The organism is Streptacidiphilus melanogenes (assembly GCF_000787835.1).
Classification (GTDB): domain Bacteria; phylum Actinomycetota; class Actinomycetes; order Streptomycetales; family Streptomycetaceae; genus Streptacidiphilus; species Streptacidiphilus melanogenes.
Genome location: NZ_BBPP01000079.1, coordinates 1 through 18260, shown reverse-complemented (window position 1 = coordinate 18260; position 18260 = coordinate 1). Strand labels below are relative to the sequence as shown.

The following is an 18260-nucleotide window of genomic DNA, read 5'->3' as shown; positions in this document are numbered from 1 at the left end:
CGGCCAGCGCCTCCAGCCACTCGGCCTCGGTGCCGGGCGCCGCCGGAAGCAGCGTGCCGCCCGTCTTGGTCAGGCCCCGCGAGGCCCAGGCCGCGATGGAGAAGACCTTCAGACCGCGGGTCCGGGCCGCCTTGCGCAGCCGCAGGAAGACGATCGGCGACTCGTCCTCGGGCTCGAAGCCCGCGAGCAGCACCGTCTTCGCACCCTCCAGCGCCGCGTAGTCCAGCGCCCCGGTGGTCGACCCGGCGCCGCCGACGCCCTCGCCGTCCAGGTCCACGCCGTGCCCGGCGACGGCGGCGGCCAGGAACTCGGCCTCCTCCGTGCTGTGCACCCGCGCCCGGAAGTCGATGTCGTTGGTGCCGAGCGCGACCCGGGCGAACTTGCTGTACGCATACGCGTCCTCGACCGTCGCCCGGCCGCCGACCAGCACACCCGCACGCTTGCCCGCGAGCCCCGCGGCGGCCTTCGCCAGCGCCTCCGGCCAGGAGGCGGGCTCCAGCTTGCCGGTGTCGGCGTTGCGGACCAGCGGCGTGTGGATCCGGTCGGGCAGCTGCGCGTAGCGGAACGCGAAGCGGCCCTTGTCGCAGCTCCACTCCTCGTTCACCGCCGGGTCGTCACCGGCCTGACGCCGCAGCACCTTGCCGCGCCGGTGGTCGGTCCGGGTCGCACAGCCGCTCGCGCAGTGCTCGCACACGCTCGCCGAGGAGGTGAGGTCGAACGGCCTGGAGCGGAACCGGTACGCCGCCGAGGTCAGCGCGCCGACCGGGCAGATCTGGATGGTGTTGCCGGAGAAGTACGAGCGGAAGTCGTCGCCCGCGCCCGTGCCCACCTGCTGGAGCGCCCCACGCTCCACCAGGTCGATGAACGGGTCGCCGGCGATCTGCTCGCTGAAGCGGGTGCAGCGTGCGCACAGCACGCAGCGCTCGCGGTCAAGCAGCACCTGGGTGCTGATCGGCATCGGCTTCTCGTAGGTGCGCTTCACGCCCTCGAAGCGGCTGTCGCTCTGCCCGTGCGAGAGCGCCTGGTTCTGCAGCGGGCACTCGCCGCCCTTGTCGCAGACCGGGCAGTCCAGCGGGTGGTTGATCAGCAGCAGCTCCATCACGCCGCGCTGCGCCTTCTCCGCGACCGGCGAGGTGAGCTGCGACTTCACCACCATGCCGTCGGCGCACTCGATGGTGCAGGAGGCCACCGGCTTGCGCTGGCCCTCCACCTCCACGATGCACTGCCGACAGGCCCCGGCCGGGGCCAGCAGCGGGTGGTCGCAGAAGCGCGGGATCTCCACGCCGATCATCTCGGCGGCGCGGATGACCAGGGTGCCCTTGGGCACCTTCACCTCGACGCCGTCGACGGTGACGGTCAGCAGATCAGCGTCCGCCGACTTCTTTTCCGGGACCGTCGCGGTCACGCCAGCACTCCGTTCTCGCTCGGGTCGAAGTCGCCGTTCTGCCCGTCGGGGCCTCGATCACCCGGGGGATCGTCCTCAGGGCTGCGATCTTTACCAGCAGTGGCTCGCCGCCCCCTGGTCCCGGCCCAGACCGTGGACGCCGACGGGTCGAACGGGCAGCGGCGCTCACGCAGGTGCTGCTCGTACTCGTCGCGGAAGTACTGCAGCGAGGAGAAGATCGGGCTCGCCGCGCCGTCGCCCAGAGCGCAGAACGACTTGCCGTTGATGTTGTCGGCGATGTCGTTCAGCTTCTCCAGGTCGCCCGGCACGCCCTCGCCCGCCTCGATCCGGCGCAGCAGCTGGACCAGCCAGTAGGTGCCCTCGCGGCACGGGGTGCACTTGCCGCACGACTCGTGGGCGTAGAACTCCGTCCAGCGGGTCACCGCCCGCACCACACAGGTGGTCTCGTCGAAGACCTGCAGCGCCTTGGTGCCGAGCATCGAGCCGGCCGCGCCGACGCCCTCGTAGTCGAGCGCCACGTCCAGGTGCTTGTCGGTGAACATCGGCGTCGACGAGCCGCCCGGCGTCCAGAACTTGAGCGTGTGGCCCTCGCGCACGCCGCCGCTGATGTCCAGCAGCTGCCGCAGGGTGACCCCGAGCGGCGCCTCGTACTGGCCCGGGTTGGTGACGTGCCCGGAGAGCGAGTAGAGCGTGAAGCCGGGCGACTTCTCGCTGCCCATGGTGCGGAACCAGTCCTTGCCCTTGTGCAGGATCGCAGGGACGGACGCGATCGACTCGACGTTGTTCACCACCGTCGGGCAGGCGTACAGGCCCGCGACGGCCGGGAACGGCGGCCGCAGGCGCGGCTGGCCGCGACGGCCCTCCAGGGAGTCGAGCAGCGCCGTCTCCTCGCCGCAGATGTAGGCGCCCGCACCGGCGTGGACGGTGATGTCCAGGTCGAAGCCGCTGCCGAGCACGTCACGGCCCAGGTACCCGGCCTCGTAGGCCTCGGCGACGGCCGCGTGCAGCCGGCGCAGCACCGGCACGGTCTCGCCGCGCAGGTAGATGAAGGCGTGGCTGCAGCGGATCGCCCAACTGGCGATGATCATGCCCTCGATGAGGGAGTGCGGGTTGGCGAAGAGCAGCGGGATGTCCTTGCAGGTGCCCGGCTCGGACTCGTCCGCGTTGACGACCAGGTAGTGCGGCTTGCCGTCGCCCTGCGGGATGAACTGCCACTTCATGCCCGTCGGGAAGCCTGCGCCGCCGCGGCCGCGCAGGCCCGCGTCCTTGACCAGGGCGATCACGTCGTCCGGGTTCATCCGCAGCGCCTCGTGCAGGCCCTTGTAGCCGTCGTGCGCCCGGTAGGTGGCGAGCGTCCAGGGCTTCTCCTCGCCCCAGGTCGCGGAGAGGACCGGCGAGAGCAGCTTCTCCGGGTGCGTCGCGGTCATGCCTCGTCCCCTTCCCCGCCGTTGGACTCGTCGTCGGTCTGCTGCTGGCGCGGGGAGACGACCTTGGGGCCGCCCGTGCCCGGCAGGGTCTCGCCGTGGGCGAGCCGCAGGCCCGCCATCGACGGCAGGCCGCCCGCGCCGGACTCGTCCACCGCGCCGGGCCGCTCGTCGGGGAAGCCGGCCAGGATCCGCGCGGTGTCCTTGAAGCCGCACAGCCGCGCGCCGCGGGTGGGCCTCACCTCGGCGCCCGCCCGCAGGTCGTCGACCAGCTGCTTGGCGCTCTCGGGGTCCTGATTGTCGAAGAACTCCCAGTTGACCATCACCACGGGTGCGTAGTCGCAGGCCGCGTTGCACTCGATGTGCTCCAGCGAGATCGACCCGTCCTCGGTCGTCTCGTTGTTGCCGATCCCGAGGTGGCGCTGCAGCTCGGCGAAGATCTCGTCGCCGCCGAGCACGGCGCACAGCGTGTTGGTGCAGACCCCGACGTGGTACTCGCCCGCCGGACGGCGCCGGTACATCGTGTAGAAGGTCGCGACGGCGGTGACCTCGGCCGTGGTCAGGTCCAGCCGCTCGGCGCAGTACCGGATGCCGGTCCGGGAGACGAAACCCTCCTCGGACTGCACCAGGTGCAGCAGCGGCAGCAGCGCGGAGCGCGACTGCGGATAGCGGTCGACGATCTCCGCCGCGTCCGCGTCGAGCCGCTCGCGCACCTCGGCCGGATAGGGCTCCGCCGGAAGCTCCGGCAGGCCCAGTTCTGTCGCACTCACCGGTCCACGCCTCCCATCACCGGGTCGATGCCGGCCACGGCGACGATGACGTCCGCGACCTGCCCGCCCTCGCACATCGCGGCCATCGTCTGCAGGTTGGTGAAGCTCGGGTCGCGGAAGTGCACCCGGTACGGCCGGGTGCCGCCGTCGGAGACGACGTGCACGCCCAGCTCGCCCTTCGGGGACTCGACCGCCGCGTAGGCCTGCCCCGCAGGAACCCGGAAGCCCTCCGTCACCAGCTTGAAGTGGTGGATCAGGGCCTCCATGGACTCGCCCATGATCTTGCGGATGTGGTCCAGCGAGTTGCCCAGCCCGTCCGCGCCGAGGGCCAGCTGGGCCGGCCAGGCGATCTTCTTGTCGGCGACCATCACCGGACCGCCGCCGCCCTTGAGCTGCTCCAGGCACTGCTCGACGATCCGCAGCGACTGCTCCATCTCGCGCAGGCGGATCAGGAACCGCCCGTAGGAGTCGCAGGTGTCCGCGGTCAGCACCTCGAAGTCGTAACCCTCGTAGCCGCAGTAGGGCTGCGTCTTGCGCAGGTCGTGCGGCAGGCCGGTGGCCCGCAGGATCGGGCCGGTGGCGCCGAGCGCCATGCAGCCGGCCAGGTCGAGGTAGCCGACGTCCACCAACCGGGCCTTGAAGACCGGGTTGTCGGTGGCCAGCTTGTCGTACTCGTGCATCCGCGAGCGCAGCAGCTTCACGCCCTCGCGGATCTGGTCCAGCGCACCCGGGGGGAGGTCCTGCGCCAGCCCGCCGGGGCGGACGTAGGCGTGGTTCATGCGCAGGCCGGTGACCAGCTCGAAGATGTCGAGGATGACCTCGCGGTCACGGAAACCGTAGATCATCAGTGTGGTGGAGCCGATCTCCATGCCGCCGGTCGCGAGGGCGACCAGGTGGGAGGAGATCCGGTTCAGCTCCATCATCATCACGCGGATGACGCTCGCCCGCTCCGGCACGTCGGCGGTGATCCCGAGCAGCTTCTCGACCGCCAGGCAGTAGGCGGTCTCGTTGAACAGCGGGGTCAGGTAGTCCATGCGCGTCACGAACGTCGTGCCCTGGACCCAGTTGCGGAACTCGAGGTTCTTCTCGATGCCGGTGTGGAGGTAGCCGATGCCGCAGCGGGCCTCCTTCACCGTCTCGCCGTCGATCTCCAGGATCAGCCGCAGCACGCCGTGGGTGGACGGGTGCTGCGGGCCCATGTTGACGATGATCCGCTCGTCGTCGGCCTTCGCCGCGGCGGTGACGATCTCGTCCCAGTCGCCGCCGGTGACGGTGTAGACGCGGCCCTCGGTGGTCTCCCGCTCGGGAGCGGAACCCGGAGCCCCTGGGGTCGAGTGCTGAGTGCTCATCAGGAGTACGACCTCCGCTGGTCGGGAGCCGGGATCTGCGCGCCCTTGTACTCGACGGGAATGCCGCCGAGCGGATAGTCCTTGCGCTGCGGGAAGCCCAGCCAGTCGTCCGGCATCATGATCCGCGTGAGCGCCGGGTGGCCGTCGAAGACGATGCCGAAGAAGTCGTACGTCTCGCGCTCGTGCCAGTCGTTGGTCGGGTAGACCGCGACGGTGGACGGGATGTGCGGATCGTCGTCCGGCGCGGAGCACTCCACCCGGATCAGCCGGTTGTGGGTGATCGAGCGCAGGTGGTAGACCGCGTGCAGTTCGCGTCCGGCGTCGCCCGGGTAGTGCACGCCGCTGACGCCGGTGCACAGTTCGAAACGGAGCGCCGGGTCGTCGCGCAGCGTCCGCATCGCCTGGACCAGGTGCTCCCGGCGCACGTGGAAGGTGATCTCGTCGCGGTCGACGACGGTCTTCTCGATCGCCGCGTCGGGGCTCACGCCCTGCTCCTCGAGCGCGCCCTCGAACTCGTCGGCCACCTCGTCGAACCACTCACCGCCGTAGGGGCGCGTGCTGGCCGGCGGCAGCGCGATCGGCGTGACCAGGCGGCCGTAGCCGGAGGTGTCTCCGGAGCCGCCGTTGGCGGCGTTGCCCGAACCGAACATCCCGTGCCGGACGCCGATGACCTCCAGCTCGGTCTGCCCCTCGCGCGGCACAGGAACGTTCTCGCTCATCGCAGCAGCCCCTTCATCTCGATGGTCGGGACCGCCTTGAGCGCCTCCTGCTCCGCCTCCTCCTGGGCGCGGCGCTTGTTGACGCCGAGCTTCTCGTGGCGGATCTGGTCGTGGAGCTTGAGGATCGCGTCCATCAGCATCTCCGGCCGCGGCGGACAGCCGGGCAGGTAGATGTCGACCGGAATGATGTGGTCGACGCCCTGGACGACCGCGTAGTTGTTGAACATCCCGCCGGAGGAGGCGCAGACGCCCATGGAGATGACCCACTTCGGGTTGGCCATCTGGTCGTAGACCTGCCGCACCACCGGGGCCATCTTCTGGCTCACCCGCCCGGCGACGATCATCAGATCTGCCTGCCGCGGCGAGCCGCGGAACACCTCCATGCCGAAGCGCGCCAGGTCGTAGCGTCCGGCGCCGGTCGTCATCATCTCGATGGCGCAGCAGGCCAGCCCGAAGGTCGCCGGGAAGAGCGAGCTCTTGCGCACCCATCCCGCGGCCTGCTCGACCGTGGTGAGCAGGAAGCCGCTGGGCAGCTTTTCCTCGATACCCATTTCCGCCCTCTCCCGTCAGTCCCACTCAAGGCCGCCACGACGCCAGACATAGGCGTAGGCGACGAACACGGTGGCGATGAAGAGCACCATCTCGACCAGGCCGAAGATCCCCAGGGCGTCGAAGCTGACGGCCCACGGGTAGAGGAAGACGATCTCGATGTCGAAGACGATGAAGAGCATCGCCGTCAGGTAGTACTTGATCGGGAACCGCCCGCCCCCGGCCGCTTGTGGAGTGGGCTCGATCCCGCATTCGTAGGCGTCGAGCTTGGCCCGGTTGTAGCGCTTCGGGCCGGTCAGCGCGGCCATCACCACGGAGCCGACCGCGAACGCAGCCGCGATCGCGCCAAGTACCAGAATCGGCGCATAAGCGTTCATGCCGAACGACCTCTCCAGGCGTATGTCCAAGCCTGCGGCTGTGATCCCCACATGTGAGGCAGTTCACAAGCTCCCAAGACGGCTGCATCCTATGCCTCTTCGCTTGTGATCTGCGACACGCGGTCACGGACCAAGATTGTGATCTACACCACCTGACGGATGATCATGAAGCAATGAGAGTGCAAAATCGGACACACTGCGTGTGCTTTCATTCACAAGCAGTTGTAGTGACACGCATCAGCGCAGCTCGGAGGGGGTAGCGCTTATCATCCGCCAGGCTTCCATGGCAAGTTTTGATCCTGGGCCGGACACGTGTTAGTGAACCTCTCCGCCGCAGGGTGACACGCCGCTCTCCGCCTTGACCGCGTCCCCGGCCGCCGTTCACGACGATGTCCGTTCGCTGCGCTAATCTCCGCGTGCTTGATCCCCAAACAACTCCCCCGAGGGAGCTTCATGCGCCTGAGACGGACCTCCCTGCTGGCAGCCGCCACCCTGGTGGCTGCGGCATCCGGAGCCACCCCCGCCTTCGCAGCCGACCCGGCGCCGGTCCCGCTGCAGATACCCCACTACGCCCACATGCTCGTCGACGATGCCCACCAGCACCTGTTCATCAGCGAGGGCGCCGGTTACAGCCAGATCCTGGTCACCGACTTCTCCGGGACCAAGGTCGGCGAGATCGACAACGAGCCCGGCGCCGACGGCCTCGCCATCTCGCCCGACGGCCAGACCCTCTACGCGGCCCTGGCCAACGGAGACTCCGTCTCCGCCATCAGCACCACCACCCTGACCGAGACCGCCCGCTACAGCCTCGGCGCGGGCAGCGCCCCCGCCTCCGTCGCCTGGGCGGGCGGCAAGCTCTGGGTGGGTTACGGCGGGGCCGCCCAGGGCAACATCGCCTCGATCGACCCCACCACCTCGCCCGCGACCGTCACCCTCAACCAGGCTCCGGGCTGGTACGCGGCGCCCCTGCTGGTGTCCTCGCCCGCCGCGCCGAACGCGCTGCTGGCGGCCGACACCGGCAGCGAGCCGCCGAACCTGGAGCGCTACGACGTCGCCTCCGGCAGCCCCGTCAAGGGAGCCAAGGTCTGGCTGCAGAACTCCGCGTTCGTCGGCGCCATGCAGATCACGCCCGACGGCCAGGACGTGGTGATGGCCATCTCCGCGCCCTACGAGCTGCAGGAGTTCAAGCTCGCCGACCTGTCCGCGGACGGCGTCTACACGACCACCTACTACCCCAACTCGGTCGCCGTGGCGCCGGACGGCTCCATCGCCGGCGGCAGCTACATCGGCAACGGGCACGACCTCTTCCTCTTCGGCCCGCGCGGCGCCACCCCGCTGAACAGCTACTCCGTCGGGGGAACCGACGGCCTCGCCACCGACGGTCTGGCCTGGTCACCCGACGAGTCCCGGCTGTTCGCCGTCAGCTCGGACGTCGGCGGCGCCAACCCCCAGCTGAACGTGCTGAACGGTCCGCTCGCCACCGGCACCACGCTGACCCTGACCGGCCCCGCCACCGACACCCGCGCCCAGCAGCTCACGCTGACGGGCAAGCTGAGCTCGGCGGGCACGGTCCCGGCCGGAACGCACCTGACGGTCACCCGCACCGACGCCGCCCACCCGGGCGGCACCCCGCTGGCCGACGCCGTGGTCGGCGCGGACGGCTCCTACACCGTCACGGACAGCCCGCAGACCGGCGGCGCGAACACCTACGCGGTCTCCTTCCCGGGCACCGCCAAGCTGCTCGCCTCCAGCGCCACGACGACCGTCCAGGTCTCCCGGGCCGCCACCGCGGTCTCCATCACCACCAGCGGCGCCGGCACCTTCACCTACGGCGCCACGACCACCGTCACCGCGCACCTGGGCACCACGTACAACGGGCGCACGGTGACCATCTGGGAGAAGGCCGGCAACAACGGGACGAAGGTGCTGAAGACCGGCACCGTGGACGCGAACGGCAACCTGGTCGCGTCCGCGAAGCTCGCGTACAACACCACGTTCACGGTCTCCTTCGCCGGTGACTACCGCTACGCGCCCGCCTCGGCGAGCAAGCGGGTCTACACCCACACCGCCGTCGCCGAGGCCCAGTCCGGCTACTACGCGTCCGGCACCACCGCGGGCGTTCCGGTGAAGTACTTCCACCACACCGGCCACCCGACGCTGACCGCCACGGTCACGCCGAACAAGGCCGGCGAGTGCGGGCGCTTCCAGTTGCAGGAGTACTACTCCGGCGCCTGGCACGTCCTGTCGACCAGCGGCTGCTTCGCGCTCTCCGCGTCCAGCCGCGTGGCCGGGGTGGTCAACCTCGGCTCGAACAGCACCAACCACCTGTTCCGCTACGCGGCCGAGTTCGTCAACGGCACCGACAACACCAACCTCGCCACCTGGGGCGCCTGGCAGTACTTCTTCGTGAAGTCCTGACCCGCGTGACGTCCTGCCCCGGCGGGGCGCCGGTTACGGCACCCCGAGGTTGAAGATCGCGTAACCGCCGTACCAGCCCGAGAGCGCGCCCAGGATCAGCAGCAGCACCAACGCCTGGGCGCGACTCAACCGCTTCAGGGCCAGGGCGAGCGGGATGGCGAGCGGGAAGAGCGGCATCACGAAGCGGCTGATGGTGCCGAACATCTGCTGGCTGAGCAGGATCTGCGCCAGGGTGCCGAGGGTGTAGACGACCAGCACCGCCGGCAAGCGCAGGCGCAGCAGGAGCAGCACCAGCACCGGCAGGCACATCAGCACCGCCAGCCCCACCAGGTCCTCGGTCGGGTAGGGGAAGAGGTAGTCGTACCGCCCCAGCAGCAGGCCCTGGACTGACTTGAAGGCGTTCTGGCCCCAGTCGAACGAGTGCGCCCAGGCCTGCTGCTGCAGGGTGAAGTAGCCGCTGAAGTCGTGCAGTTCCAGGCCGACCCAGGTCATGTACCCGAGCAGGCCGAGCGGCGCCGCCGCCACCGCGAACAGCGGGCCGGCGAACCCGCCGGACCGCGCCCGGTACAGGGCGACCAGCGCGGCCACCACCACGCCCGCGATCAACGTCGCCGCCGACGGCCGGGTCAGGCCCGTCAGCAGCGTCAACACGCCCGCCAGATACCAGCGACGGCGCAGCACCGCGTAGCAGGCCCACACCGCGAGCGCCGTGAACAGCGCCTCCGAGTACACCGACCACTGCACCGACGAGGCCGGGAACACCGCCCACAGCCCCGCCGCCAGCACGCCCGCGCGACGGCTGCGGGTGACCGCCTCCGTCAGCGCGTAGATCCCGGCCGCGGCCACGAACGAGCTCACGACCGAGACGAGCATGCCCGCCCCGTACAGGCCGAGCCCCGTCACCTCGCTCACCAGCCGGATCGCGCCCGGATACAGCGGGAAGAAGGCGACGGAGTTCTGCTCCATCGTGAACGGACCGAGCGGCGGCATCGGCGTCAGCGCCGGGTGGTAGCCGTGCGCGGCGACGTCCTGGTACCACCAGCCGTCCCACGAGCCGAGCACGTCCCACGGCTTGGCGCCGCCGCCGTAGCGCGGCGTGTTGGTCCGGTAGGTCCCCGAGTAGGCGAGCAGCCGCAGGAAGACCGCCAGGCCCACCAGCTTGACCACGCCGTACAACCCCAGCGCCGGGCCGAACCGCTGCCCCGCCGCGCGCAACCTCGCCACCGCCGCGTCCCGGCGGCCGCGCGGCGGCGCCTCCGGAAGCTCCTCCGTGACGGTGAAATCCTCGACACTCATGCTGATCGGATCACGCCTTCGGAGCGACCTTGGCCAGACCGTTGATGATCCGGTCCATGGCGTCGCCGCCCTGCGGGTCGGTCAGGTTGGCCAGCAGCTTCAGCACGAACTTCATCAGCACCGGGTGGGTCAGTCCGTGCTGCGCCGCCATCCGCATCACCAGCGGGTTGCCGATCGCCTTCACGAAGGCGCGCCCCAGCGAGTAGTAGCCGCCGTAGACGTCCTTCAGGATCCGCGGGTACGCCTCCAGCGCGCGCTCGCGCGCCTCGTCCGTGGTCCGGGCCAGCGCCTGGACGATGACGCCGGCCGCGATCTGCCCCGACTCCATCGCGTACGCGATGCCCTCGCCGTTGAACGGGTTGACCATCCCGCCCGCGTCGCCGACCAGCAGGAAGCCACGGCTGTAGTGCGGCTGCCGGTTGAACGCCATCGGCAGCGCCGCGCCGCGGATCGGCTCGGTCATGTTCTCCGGCGTGTAGCCCCACTCCTCGGGCATGCCGGCGCACCACACCTTGAGCAGCTCGCGGTAGTCGATGTCCTTGAACGCCTTGGTGGTGTTCAGCAGCCCCAGGCCGACGTTGCTCGTGCCGTCGCCCATACCGAAGATCCAGCCGTAGCCAGGCAGCAGCTTGTCCTGCCCGTCACGGCGGTCCCACAGCTCCAGCCAGGACTCCAGGTAGTCGTCCTGCGAGCGCGGCGAGGTGAAGTACGTGCGGTACGCCACACCCATCGGCCGGTCCTCGCGCCGGTGCAGGCCGAGCGCGAGTGAGAGGCGCGTCGAGTTGCCGTCGGCGGCGACGACGAGCGGCGCGCGGAAGGTGACCTCCTTCTTCTCCCCCTCGTCCTCCAGCCTGGCGGTCACGCCGATCACGCGGCCGGTGCGCTCGTCCAGCAGCGGGCCGGTGACGTTGCAGCCCTCGTGCAGCTTGGCCCCGGCCTTCTCGGCCTGGCGGGCCAGCAGCTCGTCGAAGTCCGCGCGCTTGCGCACCAGGCCGTAGTCCGGGAACGCCGCCAGCTCCGGCCAGTCCAGCTCCAGCCGGACGCCGCCGCCGATGATCCGCAGGCCCTTGTTGTGCAGCCAGCCGTTCTCCTCGGACACGTCGACACCCATGTCGACCAGTTGCTTGACCGCACGCGGGGTCAGCCCGTCCCCGCAGACCTTCTCGCGCGGAAAGCGGGACTTCTCCAGCAGCAGCACCTCCAGGCCCGACCGGGCGAGGTGGTACGCCGCCGCCGAACCCGCAGGCCCCGCGCCGACGACGATCACGTCCGCGTGGGCCTCGGTCGTCTCGCTCACAGACTTGTCTCCTCGCTCGGTTTCGGGTGCACAAGGCTGTTGTGAGTCTAGACAGCGCCGCCGCGGACAGCGACGACCCGGCCTGCGGGCAACGCCTACCATCTGCCCCATGCACATGGGAGTGATCGGCCACGAGGACCTGAGCGACATCACCGAGATGCTGGTGCGCGGCGAACTGTGGCGCATCGTCACCGACTGCCCGAGCCACAACCTGGTCGGGGTCACCCCGCTGCGACCCGGGCCGGAGACCTGGTTCGCGCAGGCGGTGGTGGACCACGGCGGCGGCCTGGAGATCCTCGGCGCCACCGCCCACGCCCTGCGGGCCGAGGCCCGCGCCGTGCACCGGCTCGGCCCCGGCGCCGCGCTCGTCCCCGCCCTGCTCGGCCTGGTCGAGGAGCTGGTCGCGGTCTGGGACGGCGAGGAAGGCACGGACGTCGCAGAGGCGGTCGCGGAGGCCGAGCGGATCGGCCTCTACGTCCACCGGGTCTGGCCCGAGGGTTCGCAGCGGCTGTGACGGCCGGGGATGGTGCCCCGGCCTACGCGGGTGACCTGGCCTACGGCTGCTTGGTCCCCCGGTGCAGCGCGACGACACCGCCGGTGAGGTTGCGCCAGGCCACGCTCCGCCACCCCGCCTGCTGCAGCCGGGCCGCCAGCGCCGGCTGGTCCGGCCAGGCGCGGATGGAGTCGGCGAGGTAGACGTACGCCTCCGGGTTCGAACTGACCGCGGTCGCCACCGGCGGCAGTGCCCGCATCAGGTACTCGGTGTAGACGGTGCGGAACGGCGCCCAGGTCGGGTGCGAGAACTCGCAGATGACCACGCGCCCGCCGGGCTTGGTGACGCGCAGCATCTCGCGCAGCGCCGCGTCGGTCTCCTGCACGTTGCGCAGGCCGAAGGAGATCGTCACCGCGTCGAAGACCCCGTCGGCGAACGGCAGTCGGGTCGCGTCACCAGCCGTCAGCGGCAGCTCCGGGTGGCGGCGCTTGCCCTCGCGCAGCATGCCGAGCGAGAAGTCGCACGGCACGACCCGCGCGCCCGCCTCGGCGAACGGCAGCGAGGAGGTGCCGGTGCCGGCGGCCAGGTCCAGCACCCGCTGGCCCGGTCGCGCGTCCACGGCCCGCGCGACGGCGCGACGCCACAGACGGGCTTGGCCCAGCGAGAGAACGTCGTTGGTGAGGTCGTACTTCGCCGCGACGTCGTCGAACATCGAGGCGACCTCGTGCGGCTGCTTGTCCAGGGTGGCTCGGGTCACGCGGCCATTCTCCTCTCAGGTCGACGGGTCCGGGGGCGACGGGCTTACTTGCGGCGGTGCACGAGCCGGCCCCCGAGGACCGTGGCCAGGCACGAGCCGTCGGGCGCGAAGACGGCGAAGTCCGCACGCACGTCGGCGTGCAGCGGCGTGGGCGATCCGACGGGCAGTCCCACCCGGGCGGCCGCCGGCCCCAGGCCCGGGTCGTCGCTCAGGGAGCCAGGAGCGACTGCCGTCACCCCGCGCAGCAGCAGCGCGTGCACCCGCTCACGCGGGCTCGGCGCCTGTGGCAGCGTGCTGTCCCACCCCACGCCCGGGCGGAGTTCACCCGGCCATTCGCGCACACGCGCACCGGGGTAGGCGGCGCGCAGCGCGTCGACGTCCGCGACGGCGGCGATGCGGTCGCCCTCGACGGCGACCGCATCGTGGTTCGTGCCGGTGTGGATCGTGAGCATCGGCCCGTCAGTCGTTCAGCAGCTTCAGCTCGGGGTGCGCCGTGCCGCCCTCGATCGCGGTCGAGGCGATGTGCGAGAAGATGTGGTCGTCCACCGGGTCGTTCGCCGGGTCGTCGTGGACGACCAGGTGCTCGTAGGTGGTCGCGCGCTGCGCCGGTACGCGGCCGGCCGAGCGGATGAGCTGGATCAGCTCCATCCGGTTCGACCGGTGCTTGGCGCCGGCCGAGGAGACCACGTTCTCCTCCAGCATCACCGAGCCGAGGTCGTCCGCGCCGTAGTGCAGCGACAGCTGGCCCATCTCCTTGCCGACGGTCAGCCAGGAACCCTGGATGTGCGCGATGTTGTCGAGGAAGAGCCGCGCCACCGCGATCAGCCGCAGGTACTCGAAGAGCGTCGCCTGGGTGCGGCCCTTCAGGTGGTTGTTCTCCGGCTGGTACGTGTACGGGATGAACGCGCGGAAACCGCCGGTGCGGTCCTGCACCTCACGGATCATGCGCAGGTGCTCGATCCGCTCGGCGTTCGTCTCGCCTGTGCCCATCAGCATGGTGGAGGTGGACTCGACGCCCAGGTTGTGCGCCAGCTCCATGATCTCCAGCCAGCGCTCGCCGGACTCCTTGAGCGGCGCGATGACCTTGCGCGGGCGCTCGGGCAGCAACTCCGCGCCCGCGCCCGCGAAGGAGTCGAGACCGGCGGCGTGGATCCGCCGGATCGCCTCCTCGGCGGAGACGCCCGAGATCCGCGACATGTGCTCCACCTCGGAGGCCCCGAGCGAGTGGATGACCAGCTGCGGGAAGTCCTTCTTGATGGCGGAGAAGGCGCGCTCGTAGTACTCGACGCCGTAGTCCGGGTGGTGCCCGCCCTGGAACATGATCTGGGTACCGCCGAGTTCGACCGTCTCCGCGCAGCGGCGCAGGATCTCGTCGAGGTCGCGCGACCAGCCCTTCTCGGTGTCCTTGGGCGCGGCGTAGAACGCGCAGAACTTGCACGCCGTCACACAGACGTTGGTGTAGTTGATGTTGCGCTCGATGATGTACGTCCCGATGTGCTCCGTACCCGCGTACCGGCGGCGGCGCGCAGCGTCGGCCGCGCGGCCGAGCGCGTGCAGCGGCGCGTGCCGGTACAGCTCGAGCGCCTCCTCGGCGCTGATGCGCCCTCCGGCCGCGGCACGGTCGAGGACGGCCTGGATGTCGGTCGAGGATTCAGCCAGCGTGGTCACGTCGTCAGCCTACGCCAGGGGTTACGGCGGCCTGCGGCTGACCCGACGGGGCCTCCAGCAGCTGCACGTGCTCCGTCGACGCGCCGATCCGGACGGCGAACTCGCGCATGCCCTCCAGCTGCCTTTCGCCGAACGAGAAGTCGAGCGCGTCGGTGTAGTACCGGCGCAGCGTCTCCGCGTCGAACGCCTCCCAGCGGGCGGTCTGCTCGCAGACCTTGTCGATCTCCTCCATGGAGAGGTCGCGCGAGGCGAGGAAGGAGCGGTGCACGGCGTGCACGGTCTCCGGCTCGCGGGCCAGGAAGTCACGACGCACCGCGAAGGGCGCGAAGACGAACGGAAGGCCCGTCCAGTCCTTCCACATCGCGCCCAGGTCGTACACGTTCAGACCGAGCCGCGGGGCCTCGTGGAGCGAGGCGCGCAGTGCGGTGTCGCCGATCAGCACGGCGGCGTCCGCCTCCTGCATCATCGCGCCGAGGTCGGGCGGGCAGGTGTAGTAGTCGGGCGTCACGCCGTAACGCTCGGCCAGCAGCAGCTGGGCGAGGCGGACGGAGGTACGGCTCGTGGAGCCGAGGGCGACCTTGCGCCCGTCCAGTTCCTCGAGCGGCAGCTCGGTGACGATCACGCACGACATGACGGGGCCGTCGCTGCCGACGGCGATGTCCGGCAGCAGGGTCAGCTGGTCGGCGTGGCGCAGGTACTCGACGCAGGAGATCGGACCGATGTCGAGCCGGCCGGCGGTCAGCGCCTCGTTGAGGGTGTCCGGGTTGGCCTTGGTCAGGTCCAGGTCGACGAGGCTGCCCGTCCGGCCCAGGCCCCAGTAGAGCGGCAGGCAGTTCAGGAACTGGATGTGTCCGACCCGCGGCCGCTGGTGCTGTGTGTGATGGGTGTCCACGTTGTCCACCTGATGAACAGTAGACCTGCACCACGATCTTCCCTGGCCGGGGGCGGGGGTGCGTGCTAGGGTTTTCCGCAGTTGCAGTTTGATTTCCCATGCAGTACTGGAGCCTGCGGAGCACTTGTGACCGCGGGCTTCTGTGGTTTTCAGGGGCTTTTGCAGAGAAGTAGAAGTAGCTGAAGGCACGGCACGGCGGGGTTATCAGCGCAGCGGACCGGACGCCACGGGGTGTGGTGTCCTTTACGTCCCTCGCAAGGAGAACGGTATGGCGACCGGAACCGTCAAGTGGTTCAACGCCGAGAAGGGCTTCGGGTTCATCGCCCAGGACGGCGGCGGCCCGGATGTCTTCGTCCACTACACCGCCATCAACTCGTCGGGCTTCCGCTCGCTCGAGGAGAACCAGGCGGTTGAGTTCGACGTCACCCAGGGCCCGAAGGGCCCGCAGGCCGAGAACGTGAGCCCGCTGTCCTAAGTCGCGCTGCGCCTTAGTACCACCAAGAGGGTCCGCCCCGCACACCCGTGCGAGGCGGGCCTTCTGCCTTTGCGGCCCCACCCGCTCGACCCCGCGCTCTCGACCCCGCGCTCTCGACCCCGCTGGTTCGGCCTGCACGACTGGTTCGGCGTGCACTCTTTCGGCCCGCACTCGTTCGGCCGAGAGCCGTCGCCCTCCACCCCCGGCGCTGCACCCCTCCCCCCTGCCCTACCGGTACGGGTGGAGGCTTTTGCTTTCCTGAGGTTATACGTATAACTTCGAAGCATGGGCTATCTCTCCGTGCTGCGCGCCCCCGTCGTGCTCCGCCTCCTCAGCGGCACCCTCGTCGGCCGCCTGCCCGCGGGAATGACCGTCGTGGCCATCGCCCTCGCGCTGCACGGCGCCGGCGCCTCCTACGCGCAGATCGGCCTGACCAGTGCCGCCTACGCAGTCAGCGCGGCCGTCGGCGGGCCCTTCCTCGGCCGCACGGTGGACCGCCTCGGCCAGCCCCGCGTCCTGCTCGCCTCCGCACTCGTCGCCGCGACCGGCTACGTCCTGCTGGCGCTGAGCCCCGGCTCCGCGGCCCTCGCCATCGCGGGCGCGGCGCTGGCGGGCGCGTTCATGCCGCCGCTCGAGCCCTGCCTGCGCGCCCTGTGGCCGGACATCGTCGACGAGGCGGAGCTGGAGACCGCCTACGCACTCGACTCCGCCTCCCAGCAGATCCTCTACGTGGCCGGTCCGCTGCTCGTCGCGGGCATCGCCGCTGTCGGCTCCGCCCGCGTCGCGCTGTGGCTCGCCGCCGGGCTCGGCCTGGTCGGCACCCTCGTCGTCGCCACCTCCGGCCCGGCACGGGCCTGGCGACCGGCCCCGCGCCCCGCCGCGTCGACTGCCGCGGAAGGCGTGGAGGGCGCCACCGGACGGCACCACTGGCTGGGTCCGCTGCGCTCGCCCGGACTCGTGCTGCTCCTGCTGGCCTTCGCCGGGACGGGGTGGTCGGTCGGCGGACAGAACATCCTCTTCGTCGCCTACGCCCAGGAGCACCACGGCATTCCCGGCGGAGCCGGCCTGCTCCTCGCCCTGGCCGCCCTCACCGGCCTCCTCGGCGCGCTCGCCTACGGTGCGGTCCGTTGGAAGGCCCCCACCGCCACGCGCACCTGGGCGATGGCCGCCGGGATGGCCGTCTGTTACCTCCCGCTGCTGACCGTCCCCGGCCCCCTGGGCATGAGCGGCGCCGCAGCCCTCTCCGGCCTCGGCCTCGCCCCGCTGCTGGCGGCGGCCTTCGTGCTCATCGCGGAACTGGCCCCCACCGGAACGACGACCGAGGCCTTCGCCTGGCTCGTCACCGTCTTCTCCACCGGCAACGCCCTCGGCTCCGCCGCCTCCGGCGCGGTCGTCGGCGGCTCGCTGCGCACGGCGGCGCTCGTCGCCTGCGCCGGCATCGCCTGCGGCGCGGTCCTGCTGGTCGCGTGCCGACGGAGGCTGCGCCCGCCGACGGCCGAGGTCGGGCCAGGTGTCGGTGCCATCGGCTACGAGGCCGCTTCCGAGGCCGAGGCCGAGGCCCCTGCCGGTGACGGTTCCGGCGACGTGCGGGAGGTCGTGCGCACCGCGGTGTGAGGCCGAACCGGCGGCCTCACGTCAGGTGGTTCACGTGGTGGAGAGCGGCCACTCCCCGACGGTCTCGTAGTGCGCCGGTCCCGCGCCGAGGTGGCTGCGCATCAGACGGAGTGTGTCGGCGGTCCATTCCGTGCCCTCGAACTCCGAGAGCGCCCCGGCGAAGGGCTTGAGATCCACGCGCCCCGAACCGCTGCGGGCGAGGGTGAGATGACCGCGGAACGGGCGCTCGTCCACTTCCATCCCGCTGTGCCGCGCCGCCGCAGCCGTGCTTTCAGCGAGACGTCGCAGGGCGTGCGTGTCGCCCCTGACGCCTGCCCACAGCACCCGGTCACCGAAGCGCCCGCCACCGGCGATCCGCAGCATGTGCGCGGGGTGCCGGTGCGCGACCCGTTCCAGCCGGGGCTCCAGCTTGGGGAGATCCGCCTCGTCGACCTGCCCGAGAAAGGCGAGCGTCAGATGCCAGCCCTGCGTCCCGGTCCAGCGCAGCCCCGCTGCGCCCGGCCATTCACGTATGGGCCGCACGGCGGCGTCCAGTTCCCGCAGTGCCGACTCCGGCGGAACGACAGCCAGGAAGAGTCTCATGCGGGAAGTCTCCCTCGACCATGTTCCGAAACGGAATGTCCGTCTACTCGAACGCTCACCACCCGGAAGCACATCGGGCCACAAACGGTCGTAGGGCGAAAAGGAATTCGGCAGAAGCGAACCCACCACTCATTCGCCTACGCCTGGCACCCCCGGACCGGGCGGACGCTGCACA

17 protein-coding genes and 1 pseudogene are annotated in these 18260 nt (G+C 70.7%); 4 read left to right on the top strand and 14 right to left on the bottom strand.

Features of this window, described 5'->3' with window-relative positions; genetic code table 11:
- The 7 genes and pseudogenes from TR49_RS38310 to TR49_RS38280 all read right to left on the bottom strand — a co-directional run.
- Positions 1 to 1405, bottom strand: a 1405-nt coding sequence (locus tag TR49_RS38310) for an NADH-quinone oxidoreductase subunit G (RefSeq protein ID WP_042390796.1), incomplete at its 3' end; no start/stop codon positions are given.
- Between the two features lie 122 nt (positions 1406 to 1527).
- Positions 1528 to 2832: pseudogene (gene nuoF / locus TR49_RS38305) on the bottom strand (NADH-quinone oxidoreductase subunit NuoF); the annotation flags it as partial.
- Entirely contained in the window at positions 2829 to 3599 is a 771-nt protein-coding gene (nuoE, locus tag TR49_RS38300; protein ID WP_236653732.1) for an NADH-quinone oxidoreductase subunit NuoE, read from the bottom strand. The gene nuoE and the pseudogene nuoF, both read right to left, overlap by 4 nt.
- The gene (locus TR49_RS38295; RefSeq protein WP_042390794.1) at positions 3596 to 4948 is read right to left on the bottom strand and encodes an NADH-quinone oxidoreductase subunit D; all 1353 of its coding nucleotides are present in this window, start codon (positions 4946 to 4948) and stop codon (positions 3596 to 3598) included. The genes nuoE and TR49_RS38295 overlap by 4 nt, the downstream gene beginning before the upstream one ends.
- Positions 4948 to 5667 carry an NADH-quinone oxidoreductase subunit C gene (locus tag TR49_RS38290; RefSeq protein WP_042390792.1) on the bottom strand — a complete coding sequence of 240 codons (720 nt, stop codon included), beginning with the start codon at positions 5665 to 5667 and terminating at the stop codon, positions 4948 to 4950. Before TR49_RS38290 ends, TR49_RS38295 begins: the two co-directional genes overlap by 1 nt.
- Positions 5664 to 6218 (bottom strand): NuoB/complex I 20 kDa subunit family protein, encoded by a 555-nt coding sequence (locus TR49_RS38285; RefSeq protein WP_042374684.1) that lies wholly within the window; start codon positions 6216 to 6218, stop codon positions 5664 to 5666. The genes TR49_RS38290 and TR49_RS38285 overlap by 4 nt, the downstream gene beginning before the upstream one ends.
- 15 nt (positions 6219 to 6233) lie before the next feature.
- Positions 6234 to 6593, bottom strand: coding sequence for an NADH-quinone oxidoreductase subunit A (locus tag TR49_RS38280; protein ID WP_042390791.1), 360 nt, complete (start codon positions 6591 to 6593; stop codon positions 6234 to 6236).
- Between the two features lie 453 nt (positions 6594 to 7046).
- On the opposite strand from TR49_RS38280, the gene TR49_RS38275 reads away from it, so the two are divergent.
- Positions 7047 to 9011: a hypothetical protein gene (locus TR49_RS38275; protein WP_052434978.1), complete on the top strand. Its 1965-nt coding sequence runs from the start codon at positions 7047 to 7049 to the stop codon at positions 9009 to 9011.
- A gap of 33 nt (positions 9012 to 9044) precedes the next feature.
- Here TR49_RS38275 and TR49_RS38270 read toward each other — a convergent pair whose 3' ends face one another.
- Entirely contained in the window at positions 9045 to 10307 is a 1263-nt protein-coding gene (locus TR49_RS38270) for a putative hexosyltransferase (RefSeq protein WP_236653731.1), read from the bottom strand.
- A gap of 10 nt (positions 10308 to 10317) precedes the next feature.
- The gene (locus TR49_RS38265) at positions 10318 to 11604 is read right to left on the bottom strand and encodes a geranylgeranyl reductase family protein (RefSeq protein ID WP_042390789.1); all 1287 of its coding nucleotides are present in this window, start codon (positions 11602 to 11604) and stop codon (positions 10318 to 10320) included.
- Between the two features lie 109 nt (positions 11605 to 11713).
- On the opposite strand from TR49_RS38265, the gene TR49_RS38260 reads away from it, so the two are divergent.
- Positions 11714 to 12118, top strand: coding sequence for a hypothetical protein (locus tag TR49_RS38260; protein WP_042390787.1), 405 nt, complete (start codon positions 11714 to 11716; stop codon positions 12116 to 12118).
- A gap of 40 nt (positions 12119 to 12158) precedes the next feature.
- On the opposite strand, the gene TR49_RS38255 is transcribed toward TR49_RS38260, so the two are convergent.
- Genes TR49_RS38255 through TR49_RS38240 form a run of 4 tightly spaced genes read right to left on the bottom strand, consistent with a single transcriptional unit; the run spans position 12159 to position 15414 of the window.
- The gene (locus tag TR49_RS38255) at positions 12159 to 12854 is read right to left on the bottom strand and encodes a demethylmenaquinone methyltransferase (protein WP_042390786.1); all 696 of its coding nucleotides are present in this window, start codon (positions 12852 to 12854) and stop codon (positions 12159 to 12161) included.
- 44 nt (positions 12855 to 12898) lie between these two features.
- A complete protein-coding gene (locus tag TR49_RS38250) occupies positions 12899 to 13306 on the bottom strand; it encodes an imidazolonepropionase-like domain-containing protein (RefSeq protein ID WP_042390783.1) in 408 nt (135 codons plus the stop codon).
- A gap of 7 nt (positions 13307 to 13313) precedes the next feature.
- Positions 13314 to 14513 (bottom strand): cyclic dehypoxanthinyl futalosine synthase, encoded by a 1200-nt coding sequence (gene mqnC / locus TR49_RS38245; protein ID WP_042390798.1) that lies wholly within the window; start codon positions 14511 to 14513, stop codon positions 13314 to 13316.
- A 13-nt stretch (positions 14514 to 14526) separates the two neighbouring features.
- Positions 14527 to 15414 (bottom strand): menaquinone biosynthetic enzyme MqnA/MqnD family protein, encoded by an 888-nt coding sequence (locus TR49_RS38240; protein ID WP_152627694.1) that lies wholly within the window; start codon positions 15412 to 15414, stop codon positions 14527 to 14529.
- A 268-nt stretch (positions 15415 to 15682) separates the two neighbouring features.
- Here TR49_RS38240 and TR49_RS38235 point away from each other — a divergent pair, with 268 nt between their 5' ends.
- Together TR49_RS38235 and TR49_RS38230 are read left to right on the top strand one after the other, a co-directional pair.
- The gene (locus tag TR49_RS38235; protein ID WP_042374690.1) at positions 15683 to 15889 is read left to right on the top strand and encodes a cold-shock protein; all 207 of its coding nucleotides are present in this window, start codon (positions 15683 to 15685) and stop codon (positions 15887 to 15889) included.
- 285 nt (positions 15890 to 16174) lie between these two features.
- Positions 16175 to 17503, top strand: coding sequence for an MFS transporter (locus tag TR49_RS38230; RefSeq protein ID WP_042390778.1), 1329 nt, complete (start codon positions 16175 to 16177; stop codon positions 17501 to 17503).
- A gap of 30 nt (positions 17504 to 17533) precedes the next feature.
- Here the strand turns inward: TR49_RS38230 and thpR are convergent, their stop codons facing one another.
- Positions 17534 to 18085 carry an RNA 2',3'-cyclic phosphodiesterase gene (thpR, locus tag TR49_RS38225; protein ID WP_042390776.1) on the bottom strand — a complete coding sequence of 184 codons (552 nt, stop codon included), beginning with the start codon at positions 18083 to 18085 and terminating at the stop codon, positions 17534 to 17536.
- Between the last annotated feature and the right edge of the window lie 175 nt (positions 18086 to 18260).

What these genes read in the sequence shown, in the direction of transcription:
- TR49_RS38295 (WP_042390794.1), bottom strand. Translation starts at nt 4,948, where the DNA reads ATGAGCACTCAGCACTCGACCCCAGGGGCTCCGGGTTCCGCTCCCGAG.
- TR49_RS38290 (WP_042390792.1), bottom strand. Translation starts at nt 5,667, where the DNA reads ATGAGCGAGAACGTTCCTGTGCCGCGCGAGGGGCAGACCGAGCTGGAG.
- TR49_RS38285 (WP_042374684.1), bottom strand. Translation starts at nt 6,218, where the DNA reads ATGGGTATCGAGGAAAAGCTGCCCAGCGGCTTCCTGCTCACCACGGTC.
- TR49_RS38280 (WP_042390791.1), bottom strand. Translation starts at nt 6,593, where the DNA reads ATGAACGCTTATGCGCCGATTCTGGTACTTGGCGCGATCGCGGCTGCG.
- TR49_RS38275 (WP_052434978.1), top strand. Translation starts at nt 7,047, where the DNA reads ATGCGCCTGAGACGGACCTCCCTGCTGGCAGCCGCCACCCTGGTGGCT.
- TR49_RS38270 (WP_236653731.1), bottom strand. Translation starts at nt 10,307, where the DNA reads ATGAGTGTCGAGGATTTCACCGTCACGGAGGAGCTTCCGGAGGCGCCG.
- TR49_RS38260 (WP_042390787.1), top strand. Translation starts at nt 11,714, where the DNA reads ATGCACATGGGAGTGATCGGCCACGAGGACCTGAGCGACATCACCGAG.
- TR49_RS38250 (WP_042390783.1), bottom strand. Translation starts at nt 13,306, where the DNA reads ATGCTCACGATCCACACCGGCACGAACCACGATGCGGTCGCCGTCGAG.
- TR49_RS38235 (WP_042374690.1), top strand. Translation starts at nt 15,683, where the DNA reads ATGGCGACCGGAACCGTCAAGTGGTTCAACGCCGAGAAGGGCTTCGGG.
- TR49_RS38230 (WP_042390778.1), top strand. Translation starts at nt 16,175, where the DNA reads ATGGGCTATCTCTCCGTGCTGCGCGCCCCCGTCGTGCTCCGCCTCCTC.
- thpR (WP_042390776.1), bottom strand. Translation starts at nt 18,085, where the DNA reads ATGAGACTCTTCCTGGCTGTCGTTCCGCCGGAGTCGGCACTGCGGGAA.